Annotated in this window: 14 protein-coding genes; 4 read left to right on the forward strand and 10 right to left on the reverse strand. The window is 43.5% G+C overall.

Going from position 1 to position 12732, the window contains the following annotated elements; genetic code table 11:
* Positions 1-110 precede the first annotated feature (110 nt).
* Positions 111-1055 (forward strand): ABC transporter ATP-binding protein, encoded by a 945-nt coding sequence (locus L2747_RS06255; protein ID WP_248998225.1) that lies wholly within the window; start codon positions 111-113, stop codon positions 1053-1055.
* Between the two features lie 2 nt (positions 1056-1057).
* On the forward strand, positions 1058-1828 hold the full coding sequence (locus tag L2747_RS06260) for an ABC transporter permease (RefSeq protein ID WP_248998313.1): 771 nt from the start codon (positions 1058-1060) through the stop codon (positions 1826-1828).
* A gap of 78 nt (positions 1829-1906) precedes the next feature.
* Here the strand turns inward: L2747_RS06260 and L2747_RS06265 are convergent, their stop codons facing one another.
* From L2747_RS06265 to sfsA, 9 genes are all read right to left on the reverse strand, one after another.
* Positions 1907-2245, reverse strand: coding sequence for a DUF4144 domain-containing protein (locus L2747_RS06265; RefSeq protein ID WP_248998226.1), 339 nt, complete (start codon positions 2243-2245; stop codon positions 1907-1909).
* A 78-nt stretch (positions 2246-2323) separates the two neighbouring features.
* Positions 2324-2833 (reverse strand): DUF4124 domain-containing protein, encoded by a 510-nt coding sequence (locus L2747_RS06270; protein WP_248998227.1) that lies wholly within the window; start codon positions 2831-2833, stop codon positions 2324-2326.
* A 410-nt stretch (positions 2834-3243) separates the two neighbouring features.
* Positions 3244-4107, reverse strand: a complete 864-nt coding sequence (panC, locus tag L2747_RS06275; protein WP_248998228.1) for a pantoate--beta-alanine ligase — start codon at positions 4105-4107, stop codon at positions 3244-3246.
* Positions 4108-4171: 64 nt separating this feature from the next.
* Positions 4172-4966, reverse strand: coding sequence for a 3-methyl-2-oxobutanoate hydroxymethyltransferase (gene panB / locus L2747_RS06280; RefSeq protein ID WP_248998229.1), 795 nt, complete (start codon positions 4964-4966; stop codon positions 4172-4174).
* A gap of 124 nt (positions 4967-5090) precedes the next feature.
* The gene (gene folK / locus L2747_RS06285) at positions 5091-5576 is read right to left on the reverse strand and encodes a 2-amino-4-hydroxy-6-hydroxymethyldihydropteridine diphosphokinase (protein ID WP_248998230.1); all 486 of its coding nucleotides are present in this window, start codon (positions 5574-5576) and stop codon (positions 5091-5093) included.
* Positions 5576-6880, reverse strand: coding sequence for a polynucleotide adenylyltransferase PcnB (gene pcnB, locus L2747_RS06290; protein WP_248998231.1), 1305 nt, complete (start codon positions 6878-6880; stop codon positions 5576-5578). Before pcnB ends, folK begins: the two co-directional genes overlap by 1 nt.
* A gap of 180 nt (positions 6881-7060) precedes the next feature.
* Positions 7061-7939: a tRNA glutamyl-Q(34) synthetase GluQRS gene (gene gluQRS / locus L2747_RS06295; RefSeq protein WP_248998232.1), complete on the reverse strand. Its 879-nt coding sequence runs from the start codon at positions 7937-7939 to the stop codon at positions 7061-7063.
* Positions 7940-7992: 53 nt separating this feature from the next.
* Positions 7993-8436 (reverse strand): RNA polymerase-binding protein DksA, encoded by a 444-nt coding sequence (gene dksA / locus L2747_RS06300; RefSeq protein WP_248998233.1) that lies wholly within the window; start codon positions 8434-8436, stop codon positions 7993-7995.
* A 158-nt stretch (positions 8437-8594) separates the two neighbouring features.
* The gene (sfsA, locus tag L2747_RS06305) at positions 8595-9299 is read right to left on the reverse strand and encodes a DNA/RNA nuclease SfsA (protein ID WP_248998234.1); all 705 of its coding nucleotides are present in this window, start codon (positions 9297-9299) and stop codon (positions 8595-8597) included.
* A 290-nt stretch (positions 9300-9589) separates the two neighbouring features.
* Between sfsA and pepB the strand changes: the two genes are divergently transcribed.
* Both pepB and L2747_RS06315 read left to right on the forward strand, forming a co-directional pair.
* A complete protein-coding gene (gene pepB, locus L2747_RS06310; RefSeq protein WP_248998235.1) occupies positions 9590-10867 on the forward strand; it encodes an aminopeptidase PepB in 1278 nt (425 codons plus the stop codon).
* 215 nt (positions 10868-11082) lie between these two features.
* On the forward strand, positions 11083-12096 hold the full coding sequence (locus L2747_RS06315; RefSeq protein WP_248998236.1) for a winged helix-turn-helix domain-containing protein: 1014 nt from the start codon (positions 11083-11085) through the stop codon (positions 12094-12096).
* A gap of 281 nt (positions 12097-12377) precedes the next feature.
* Here L2747_RS06315 and L2747_RS06320 read toward each other — a convergent pair whose 3' ends face one another.
* Positions 12378-12689 carry a hypothetical protein gene (locus L2747_RS06320; RefSeq protein ID WP_248998237.1) on the reverse strand — a complete coding sequence of 104 codons (312 nt, stop codon included), beginning with the start codon at positions 12687-12689 and terminating at the stop codon, positions 12378-12380.
* Positions 12690-12732 lie beyond the last annotated feature (43 nt).

Below are 12732 nucleotides of genomic sequence, written 5' to 3' on the forward strand. Positions count from 1 at the left end.
TGGCGCCATACCAAGGGTCAAGTTACCCTAGTTGCATGGTACCTAACCTAATACAATGACTCCCGCTATTGCGGGAGTTTTTATATATTTTCAAATGGATTGGAATAACCATGGCAAATTCACAAGCGGCCCTCGTTATTGACTCTTTAAAAAAAACCTATAAAGGCGGAGTTGAAGCGGTAAAAGGTATTAGCTTAACGGTTAATAAAGGTGATTTTTTTGCACTTTTAGGCCCAAATGGCGCAGGTAAATCAACCACGATAGGGGTGATCAGTTCACTGGTACAAAAAAGTTCAGGCAAAGTCTCGGTGTTTGAGCATGATATTGATACTGAGTTAGAGCTGGCAAAGCTGTGTATTGGGTTAGTGCCACAAGAGTTTAACTTCAATCAATTTGAAACCGTGCAGCAAATTGTGATTAACCAAGCTGGTTATTATGGTGTTAAGCGCGATGTAGCGCTTGCTAGAGCGGAAAAGTATTTATCTCAGTTAGATTTGTGGGAAAAGCGCAATAGCCCTGCAAGAGAGCTTTCTGGTGGTATGAAGCGCCGTCTAATGATTGCCCGTGCATTAATGCATGAGCCAAAGCTATTAATTTTGGATGAGCCTACAGCAGGCGTTGATATTGAGCTGCGTCGCTCGATGTGGACTTTCCTTACCGATCTCAATGAGCAAGGGGTGACGATTATTCTCACCACCCACTATCTAGAAGAAGCTGAAATGCTGTGCCGTAATATCGGCATTATCGATAAAGGCGTGCTGGTGGAATGCACCAGTATGAAGTCTTTATTGAGCCGCCTGAACATGGAAACCTTCGTACTCGACTTAAAAGATGACTTAGCCCAAGCACCAGAGCTTAAGGGAGTAGAGTCTCGTTTACTAGACGGTCACACTCTAGAGGTGGATGTCGCCAAAGAACAGGGGCTAAATAGTGTGTTTGTGCAGCTTAACGATCAAGGCATTCAGGTATTGTCTATGCGTAACAAAGCCAACCGCCTTGAAGAACTGTTTGTTGGTTTGGTCGAGAAAGGTAAAAATAATGGAGATGTGAAATGAACATGAAAGCGCTGTATTTCACAGCTTTTAAAAGTATTTTAACCAAAGAAGTAAATCGCTTTACCCGTATTTGGGTGCAAACCTTAGTGCCGCCAGCAATTAGTATGACACTGTACTTTTTGATTTTCGGTAACTTAGTCGGCAAGCGTATTGGTGATATGGGTGGCGTATCGTATATGGAGTTTATCGCACCAGGCCTTATCATGATGGCGGTGATCACGAGTTCATACTCTAACGTGGTGTCGTCGTTCTTCAGCGCTAAGTTTCAACGCAATCTTGAAGAGTTGATTGTCGCACCAGTTCCACATTATGTGATTATTGCTGGCTATGTTGGCGGCGGTGTAGCTCGTGGCCTATGTGTGGGTACGATTGTGACCTTAGTCGCTATGTTCTTTGTCGACATCAGTATTCATCATCTGGGGCTTGTTGCGATTACGGTATTGCTGACGGCGATTTTGTTCTCGCTTGGTGGTTTAATTAATGCAGTATTTGCTAAAAGCTACGATGATATTAGTATCGTACCGACGTTTGTGTTAACGCCGTTGACCTATTTAGGCGGCGTGTTTTACTCGTTATCGCTATTACCTGAATTTTGGCAAGGCGTGTCGGCCCTAAACCCTATCGTGTATATGATTAACGTATTTCGCTATGGCTTTTTAGGCTATGCCGATATGAGTGTACCGCTATCTATTGGCGTGATGGTTGGTTTCTGTGCAGGCCTTTGGGCTGTGGCTTACTACCTTATCTCTCGAGGTATTGGTTTAAGAAGCTAATTACAGAGTATGCTAATCATAAAAAGTCAACAGACGACTGTTGGCTTTTTTGTTTGCACCATTAGAGCAGACCGGACGCTAGTTTTGTTCGATAAACTCCAACACACTAAATAGCTGGCTAATATCGGTTGCCATTAATTTGCTGGTGCAACACTGACCTGCTTGGCTGGCGTGTAAGCGTACCCAATCGATAAGGGTAGGCATTAACACTTGTGGTGCGGATAAACTAAAGCTAACTGACGCATTATCGTCAGAGATTTGATAACTGCATCCTCGAGCGTCTATAACCATTACTTGAGTAAGATCGCCTAACATTGGTAGTTGCTCATGCAGTTCTTCAAATTGGTTCAAGTACAGGAGTTCGTCTTGTTGCAATTGCTTAATGAATACAGGCCAATGGAGTAATGCGTTAGACAAAAGGTGAGCTCCGTCAATCAACTAATGATTCAATATACGGCTGGCTTGGAGGAGGGGCAACAGCTTATTTGTTATGGCTTAGTTCGTCACTGTGGTTTCTTTCTCGATCAGCAGCTTTCTGTCGATGAGTAAGTTAATCGCGCTGGCGTTAACATTAACAAGTTGGTCGAAATGTTGATTCATTTCGTTGATAGATTCTATGTATTCAGGATCTGTAGGTTCTTTCTTTTGCCAATAGCGATTGCGCTCAAGCTTTTGTAATTCACTTGCTCTGAGTATTTCGTAATAGCTGTTTTCTTGACGAAGTCGATACACTTCGCTATCGAGTAGCTGTAGTAAACGTTTTTTAGAAATGGTTTTTTTATTGAGCAATGCTTGCAGAGGATCTTGAGTTTTGATTTTCTTATCTGAATCAGTTTCAGTTGTGATCCCTAACTGATATTCAATTTTATGCTGGCGAAATTCTTCCGGACAAGATTGCTGACTAAAGACTATTTTTTCATCTTTAGTGCACTTAAAAATACTATTTGCCGCCTGAGCAGATCCTGCAAGCGCAATGCAAATAATTGTGAGTATAACTTTCGCCATCCGGCTAACTATCCTTATTGACCTAAATGCTTAATTTTAATGTTAATTTCTAAATATCATTCGATATATCTTCAAGCGATGTTTAACAGCTAATTACAGCTAGAATTAACAAGAACGCTAAAAAATTAACAATAGTTCATACTATGGCGTAACTTGACGCATAACTCCAGTTTTTTGACACTTATTAATTAACCAATAAAATCGAGGGCAGCCCGCAAATATAGGCTAATAAACACTAATTTAGTTGCGTAAATTCAATATTTTGACGCAACTTCTTATTTGGTTAATATTGGCCGAGATGGGTTTAAATTCGTCAGCAAAAGAATGCAGAGGTTCCATTTTACTTATAAAAAACGGCCCTAAACTAGGTTTAGAGCCGTTAATGATTTCGCTAAGGCTTCGCTAGAATCTTACTCGGCTAAAGTGGTGATCAAGTTGACAACTAAGTTATCGATTAGTCGAGTGTTGCCCATGTAAGCCGCGACTAAAATAACGAGTTCAGTTTCTTGGCCGTTAGCAATGGCAAAAGTTTTGGCATCACGTACATCAAGGTAGTCATGCTTAAATCCTGCATCAGCAAGTTCTGCTTCTGCTTGTGTTACCACTGCATCAATGGCTAACCCTGTCTGCAATGATGCTGCCATCTTATCTAAGCTGCGCTTAATTTGTGATGCTTGATTTTTTTGCTCTGCTGTTAGATAGCCATTGCGTGAACTCATAGCAAGACCTGAGTTTTCACGTATGGTTTCAACGCCAACGATTTCAATCGGCATGGATAAGTCTTCAACCATAGTTCTAATAACCAATAACTGTTGAAAGTCTTTTTGACCAAATACCGCTATGTCAGGCTGAACGATGTTGAATAGCTTGCATACGACAGTAGCAACGCCTCTAAAATGTCCTGGACGGCTTGCGCCACAAAGCTCGTCTGAAATGCTAGGCACTTCAACAAATGTCTGCGCATCCATGCCTTTAGGATAAATAATTTCAGGCGTTGGGGTGAATAGTAGCTCAGCACCTGCGGCTACAAGTGCTGCTTGGTCGTCGGCTAAAGTTCTAGGGTAAGCATCGAGATCTTCATTTTGGCCAAATTGCATCGGGTTAACAAAGATAGAAGCCACTACATGGTCTGCACGTCGTTTTGCTTCCTTCACTAAGGTGATATGGCCTAAGTGGAGATTACCCATTGTTGGAACAAAGGCAACAGTTTCGCCTTTAAGGCGCCATGCGTTAACTTGGGCGCGAATATCTGCAATTGATTGAGTCGTGATCATGATTTTTGCTGCTCAGGGAACGATAAGAAATAGTGCTCTCAACCGTTAAGCTGAGAGCAACTGATTAGTTAAATGTGTGCTCGTCGCCAGGGAAAATACCTTGTGCAACTTCGTCAATATAAGCGCGGACAGCAGCACGGATCTCGCCAGTTTGCTTGAGATAGTTCTTAGAAAAACGCGGAATGTAGCCGCTAGAGATCCCAAGTACGTCATGCATGACTAAGATCTGACCGTCGGTATCTTTACCTGCACCAATGCCGATAACAGGAATAGTCAGTGCTTGTGTAATCGCTTTGGCTAGCGTTGCAGGAATACATTCAACCACAAGTAACTGCGCGCCCGCAGCTTCAAGCGCAAGGGCTTCTTCTAGAATTCGCTGAGCATTATCAGCATCGCGACCTTGTACTTTAAAGCCACCAAACACGTGTACTGACTGTGGTGTTAAGCCTAAGTGCGCACATACTGGAATGCCGCGCTCGGTTAGCATAGCGACACTTTCTAGTAACCACTTACCACCTTCCACTTTAACCATGTTCGCGCCAGCTTGCATTAGCGTTGTCGCGTTAGTCATGGTTTGCTCTGGCGTGGCATAGCTCATAAATGGCATATCGGCGATAAGCAAAGCACGCTCTACTCCACGACGTACGCAATGGGTGTGATATGCAATATCATCAACAGTTACAGGCAGGGTATCGCTATGACCTTGTAAGACCATACCCATTGAGTCACCTACTAAGAGTACATCAACGCCTTCGCTGTCGAATGCACCGGCGAAGCTGGCATCGTAAGCGGTTAATGCGGTGAATTTTTTACCTTCTTGCTTAAAGGTACGCAGTGTTGAACTTGTAATTTTAGACATAATGGTAATTTTAAAATCCAATTTGTAAAAGTCGTTATAGGCCAATTAAGGCGTGACTTCAATGATTTAAATGTCGAATTTTTTAAAGCAGAAACGGGTTATTTGCCAAGTCGATATCGCTAGCCTATGGTGTTTGGGCTATGACTAATTCAGCTCTTAATGCGTCGTTGAGTAAGCTCGAGAGCGCAGTGCCGTCAGGTAAGATAAGATCGGCTGCAATATCACTTAGAGGCACAAGCACAAAGCTACGTTCGCGCATACCGTAATGCGGTACGACTAAGCGTGGGCTATCAATGCATTGGTCATCATAAAGGAGTAAATCTAAGTCGAGAGTTCTTGGTCCCCAACGTAGCTCACGAAGGCGGCCCTGTTGGTTTTCAATACTTTGTAATGCATCTAATAAGTCGATGGGACTAAGTGAAGTCTTAAACCCTGCGACGGCATTAACATAGTCTGGTTGCTCAACATCGCCCATGGGGGCTGAACGATAATAAGGGGAAACGCTAAATGAGTCGGCAGCGGCCAGGCTCAATAAGGCTTTACAAGCATTATCGAGCTGGCTAATCGGGTCGGCCAAGTTAGCACCGAGTGCGACATAAACCTGTGCCATTATTCAGCAGGTTTTGGCGCCGATTTCGCGCTAGGCTTGCGGCGTCGGCGTTGATTAGTATTGCGGTTGCGGCCGCCTTTATTGGCTGAGCGAGCAATCACATTACGTTGATCTTCGTTACCTTCAACAAAGCTCTTCCACCATGCAGCGTTTTTAGCGACCAAGCCGCCTTCTGCGTGGCCACGTAATAATAGTAAATCGTAAGCAGCTCTAAACTTAGGATGTTCGATAAATCTAAAGGCTTTAGTACCTTTATTACGTTCGAACCTAAGCTGTAGTTGCCAGATATCTTTAGTCACAGTGCTAAAGCGACGTGGGATGCTAATGGTGCGGCATTGTTGCTCCATTACATCGCCCATAGCTGCATTGTAAGCATCGTAAGATGAAAGGCCGCTTTCTAAGGCGATATCATCAGCGCGCTGACTCAGCGGATACCAAAGCAGTGCTGCATAGAAGAAAGCAGGCGTTACCGGCTTATCTTGTGCTACGCGCTCATCGGTATTGGCCATCATCTCTAGCATCAGCTTAGAAGTTTCGCCGTTTGGATATTCTTTTAGCAGTGCTTCAACCAACGGGAATAGTGGTTCAAACAAGCCAAACTCACGCATCATTTCGTAGTTTTGTAGGGCTTTTCCTGCAAAAAATAGCTTCAATACTTCTTCGTACATACGTGCTGCAGGAATGTCTTTGAGTAAACGAGCTAAGTTTTTAATGGGTTCAGCGGCTTTCGCTTCAATCGTCATATCAAGTTTAGTGGCAAAACGTACTGCACGCAGCATACGCACCGGGTCTTCTCGGTAGCGGGTTTGCGGATCGCCAATTAAACGAATGGTACGATTTTCTAGATCTTGTAATCCACCGCCATAGCTGTGAATAGAGAAATCACTAATGTCGTAATACAGTGCGTTGATAGTAAAATCGCGGCGTTCAGCATCTTCGTCAATACTGCCATAAACGTTGTCGCGCAGTAGTCGACCTGACTCATTAGTCTTAGAGATCTTTTCACCACTATCTACGTGGTGGCCACGTAGCGTTGCTACTTCAATAACATCACGCCCAAATACGATATGCGCAAGACGGAATCTACGACCAACTAGGCGACAGTTACGGAATAATCGTTTGATCTCTTCAGGAGTAGCATTGGTAACAACATCGAAGTCTTTCGGTTGCAGTCCCAATAAAATATCGCGTACGCCGCCGCCAACCAAGTAAGCTTTAAAGCCTGACTTGTGCAGTCTATAGAGTACTTTGATCGCATTGTCGCTGATTTGTCTGCGAGAAATTGCATGCGCATTTCTAGGCACAACTTCTAGGCTAAGACCGGTCTGCGTGTTTTCTTCAACTTTTGGAGTATCTTCAAAAAGCTGTTTACAGAATTGACTAATACGGCGAAAAATGGGACACCTCTGATTCGGATCTTAATTTGGGTAAAAACAAGTGAGCTATGATAACTCAATTAAAGCTTAATGAGTATACGATTGATCTCACGTATCAAGCAGTATTTCCGATTGCTTTGGCACCTTAGCCAAATCAAATTGCTCAACCGCTTGTTCAATCATCTTAGACACTTGAGATTCTGGGGTTACCGCAGCTTGGCCTAAAAAGGCTAAAGCTGCATTAATACTGGCTTGAGGCTGACAATTATCAATTGCAGGCGCATGATTTTGCTTCGATAGTTTTCTGCCTTTTTCAGCACAAGCCAAGGGCAAATGCAGCCAATCTGGTGCAGGTGCTTGTAAAATTTGGTATAGACTTTGTTGTCGACAAGTCGGCTCAAGTAGATCGCAACCTCTAACCACTTCGGTTATCTGTTGGTGAATATCATCAAGTACCACCGCTAGCTGATAGGCATATAAGCCATCGCTGCGCTTAATTATAAAGTCCTCAGCAGCAAAGATTTTATCAACACTAACAGGACCCATATGCAGGTCGTTAAATGTGTCTATCGCAAATGGGTTACGTACTCGAATGGCTCCGCTTGTTAAACCTGAAACCAATTGTCCACAGCGTCCATCATAACTGCCAGCCATAGCTTGAATTTGCTTACGAGTGCATTGGCAGTAATAGGCTTGATCATCAATCAACAACTGTTCAATTTTTGCTTGATAGACCTCAAGACGTTGGCTCTGATAGAGCACAGTGTCATCCCACTCTAAACCATAGGCTTCGAGGGTTTTGAGGATGGCAGTGCTTGCGCCTGCAACTTCACGAGGAGGGTCAATATCTTCGATACGAACCAACCACTTACCACCCATTTTTCGGGCACGCAAAAAACTGCCAAGGGCAGCGATTAGTGAACCAAAGTGAAGTGGACCAGATGGGGAGGGCGCAAAGCGACCTATATAAGAAGTCGTATTAATCATTAGGACTAGCAAAACAAAAGAGCGGAGCCTAGGCTCCGCACTTAAGACAGAAGTTAACCTGCCATTTGCTTTTCTTTGATCTCAGCAAGCGTTTTACAATCGATACACTGATCGGCTGTTGGACGCGCTTCTAATCGGCGAATACCGATTTCGATGCCACAAGATTCACAGAAGCCAAAATCATCTTCTTCAATCTTCTGCATTGTCTTTTCGATCTTCTTAATAAGCTTACGTTCTCTGTCGCGAGCGCGTAGTTCTAAGCTAAACTCTTCTTCTTGAGCTGCACGGTCGACAGGATCTGGGAAGTTTGCTGCTTCGTCTTGCATGTGATTAAGAGTACGATCAACTTCTTCGCGCAATTGGTTACGCCACGCTTCAAGAATCTTCTTAAAGTGACCCAATTGAGCCTCGTTCATGTACTCCTCACCTGGTTTTTCCTGGTAAGGATCTACACCTGCGATAGCGAGCACGCCAAGTTTTCTAGTGCCTTGAGGCATAACGCATCTCCTGTTAATCATTTGCGTTGTTGGGCGTCTTAAATAACGGCCGCTATCTATACCAGAAAGCTTTTCACTAGGCAAATAATTTATGTTAATTGGGCTCTATTCTTTGACTATGTCCGCTATTCAGAACAATTTCAACTCTATCTGCAGATTTATAGGTTAACCGGACAGGATTTAACCAAATGTGTCTCTATCGGCGATGAGTTGGCACTATAGGCGATAATCTCTACACCTTTACTATGTGCTTCAGTTAGCAAAAGCGCGTAATCAGGATCAATATGTGCTGCAGCTTGGACACTGTTTATGCCCGAATGCTGAACAACAAATAGTAATACTGCGCGTTGCCCTTGTTCGACCATTTCCATTAACTCTCGTAAATGTTTCTGGCCGCGAGTGGTCACAGCATCTGGAAAGTAGCCGTGACCGTTTTCTAATAAGGTACAGCTTTTGACTTCGATATAACAATTAGGCTTTTTTTCATCTTGCAGAAGAATATCGATGCGGCTGTTTTCACTGCCATATTTAACTTCTCTGCGCAGAGATGAATACCCTTGTAACTCGCTAATAATGCCATTATTAATAGCCTCTTCAGCAAGAGCATTTGCACGGCCGGTATTGATACCAATGATATGCCCTTTATCGCTTTGGGCTAACTCCCAGGTACGACTGTATTTTCGTTTAGGGTTGTCTGACACCGAGAACCAGACTTTCTGGCCTTCGAATAGGCAGTTTTTCATCGAGCCGGTATTGGGACAATGAATGGTAACCACTTCGCCGCTTGGCAATGTTATATCGGTTAAAAAGCGTTTATATCGCTTAATCAATACGCCACTTTCAAAACTAGGATCAAATTTCATTACCGCACTCAAAGATATTATTTTCCTTTTAGGGTAACAGATTAGCATCGTAATTGGGGTCCGAATTTTTGCTATTTAGTCTCTGATTGTCTGTGCAAATTACGGGATTATTCATCGAGAGTTTACTGTGGCAAAAAAGTGCCACTATCACAGCGTACCGATTGCGTGAGTGACTTTAGATATCTTCGAGGATGCAGTAGACTGCCTGCATTAAAAATAGGCTGGTTGTTGAGAATTGCGGCGAATAGCCGAGGTTATCAACATATCGATTCATATAATAAGGACCTAAAATGACGGATTTGATGCAAGTAACCCTGACTCACGAAGCCCCCGCCGCCCATTGGGGCAAGGCTGATGTTACTTTCGAGGCGACTGTGGCCTCTATACACCTACAAGCTGGCGACACTTTGTTGCAGGTACAACAAGCTGCGCGCAAACTAGAACTACAAGGCGTGACCCAAGTGGCCCTTATCGGTGAGCTGTGGAGTGTTGATTTACAATGGGCGTTTGCTCAAGGTTTTGCAACGGCGCAAACTGCTCCTGTTATTCATTGGACCGGCGATACTGAGGCGCAAACATTGTTAACTAGCCGCCTAGAAAGTGCCACATTTGCTCGCCAACTCATTAATGAAACTCCTGAGAACCTTTCGCCAATGGTGTTAGCAACCCAAGCTGCAAAGTGGTTGAGTAATATTGGTGGTGATAAAGTGACTTACCGCATTATTGAAGGCGAACAATTACTGGAAGAGAAGTGGATCGGTATTCACGCTGTGGGCCGTGGTAGTGAACGTCCACCAGCTATGTTAGAACTTGATTTCAATCCGTTAGCTAGCGACGCAGAAGTGTCGGTGGCACTTGTGGGTAAAGGCATTACTTTTGATTCTGGTGGTTATAGCATCAAAGGCTCTGAAGGCATGCTAGGTATGAAATGTGATATGGGCGGTGCTGCAACTGTGACTGCTGCGCTTGGTCTGGCGATGAAATCAGGGCTTAATAAGCGAGTAAAACTCTTTTTATGCTGCGCAGAAAATTTAATTAGTGGTCACGCTTATAAATTGGGTGACATCTTAAAATACAAAAATGGTGTGACGGTAGAAGTGGTAAACACTGATGCCGAAGGCCGTTTAGTGTTGGCTGATGGTTTGCAAGCTGCATCTGAAACGGGGGCGCCGTTAATTATTGATGCAGCTACGCTAACTGGCGCGGCAGTGATGGCCGTCGGCAGCAATTATAATGCTATCTTCTCACCAAAAGCAGAAGTGTTAGCACTCGCTCAGCAAAAAGCCTTAGCGGTTGGTGAGCGTGTATGGCCATTACCATTAGATCCATGGCATAAAGATAACTGCCCAAGCCCTTATGCTGATACTGCTAACAGTCGCCCAATGAAAGGCGGTGGAGCTGGTGGTGCATCAAATGCTGCTGGCTTTCTTTGGCGTTTTGTATCGCCAGAAGCAAACTGGCTGCACATCGATTTAGCTTCAGCGTTCTCAGATACGGGTGATCACCTCTGGTCTGCTGGTGCAACCACTCACGGTGTATTGACCGTTGCAGGTTTGCTTGAAGATTAATATTGCAAACTATACGCAAAAGGCCTCGCATTAGCGGGGCTTTTTGTTTAAACCTCAAGATTTGTTGCGCTTCTCAGAGATGATTATCACTAACTCTAGGATAGGATCTTTGCTAATAATGGAAGGGAGTGTTACTGAATTTGCCTTTGCCAAAAGTCGAAGTGTGTTGCATTATTGTTACTAGGTGCAATTGGTAGCATAAAAGGCTCGCAATTATGACGCTTAGTTTTAATGAATTTTCCATAAATACTGAAGCATTAGAATTGCAGGTTGCAGACCATGTTGTTGCGATTGATGAGCGCAATATAGCCTTGTTGCAAACCCTTGCACAACACTATCCTGAGCATTGCAGTAAACAAGAGTGTTTAGCGTTAATTTGGCCAGAAACCATAGTGTCCGATATGTCATTATCGAAGTTGGTTTCTGATACTCGTAAGTTGTTTAATCAAGCTGGTTACAGTGGGCCTTTAATCCAAACAGTGCATGGCCGTGGTTATCGTTTAGATCATGCATTAGGTAAGCAGTTGCAGGCATATGATGCTGTGAAGGCTAACCAGTTTGAAACTCATATTGAGCACTCAACTCATACGCCTTATACACCGCAACAAGGTGTACCGCAGAGCACATCATCACAACTATTGAATAGTCCATCGAGATCAGGGGAAAACCAATTAAACCAGGGTGATAACCTACAGTCGGCAAGGTCGATGAGTGTCACTCGACAACCTTCTTGGTGGGAGATTTTTGCTAAGGTGTTAATCGCTCTAGTGCTGGTTTTGGGGTTGATGTTCCAGCTTTGGCAAGGGGGAAGCCTTAATGTCGAGCCTCAACGACAACTGACATATAGTGAGCCGCAGGGAGCTATTGGTCGTATTTTATGGATCGATGATCATCCAGAAAATAATTTGGTTGAAAAAGCGTATTTTGAGCAAAGAAATATTGGTGTTTACAATACCGTTACTTCGGAAGAAGCCTTGATGTTATTGACCATGTATAACTACCAAGCGGTGATTTCCGATATGGGTCGGCACGGAGACCCCTTAGCAGGGCTTAAGTTACTACAATCAATGCGAGAAAATGGTCATCCAACACCTTTTTACCTTTATACCTACGTTGAATCTGCAGGGCTGGTCGATGCGATCTATGAAAGCGGTGGACAAGCTGTGATTGTCGATTCTGAGTCCTTGTACCAACTAGTCTTAAGCCACTTCGTCAGTGATGAGTCTTAAGTATTTTTGGACTAAGTCTCAGAATTTCAAATCTTTTCAAATCATTTCAATATTTATCAATAACTGATCACATCAGCCTATGGTAACTATAGATTATCAAGTTGTGGTGAAGCCTGTGAGCAAAATGACAAGTGTGTTCATGGAGCGAGAAGGTTTAATCCCTGCGAGAGTGAAAGTTGGAGCGAGAAGTGATTAAGTGTTGACGATTTCTTCGATTAGCCACCTAAGAATAGGTGGCCTTTTTTTGCGTTTTTTAGCGCAATTACAACCTACTTTTTCGGTTAATCGTTAAAGCCATCTTGGATAAATAGATGCTTAGTCTGGTTGAAATTTGCTTCGCTGCAATTAACAAAATCGATAGCGTATTGCGCGTTGTCTAATCTGAACTTGGCTATCTTTGCTATCTCATATTCATTCATTACGATATTCATTGCTTCCTGAGTCCATTCAGGCTCGCCTGTGCCAATCTTAACTTCTGGCGGATCGTAATGAGTTACCATCCAGTTTTGTAATGCTTCTGCGTCGATTTCACCTTGCTTCCAAGAAGACAGTAAGGCAATTAGTTGAGTTTTGGTAATTTCGGTGATTTCCATGACAGTATCCATGACTATTTCATTGAGCAAACTTATTGGCTAT

This window comes from Shewanella marinintestina (assembly GCF_023283845.1).
In the GTDB taxonomy this organism is placed as follows: Bacteria; Pseudomonadota; Gammaproteobacteria; order Enterobacterales; family Shewanellaceae; genus Shewanella; species Shewanella marinintestina.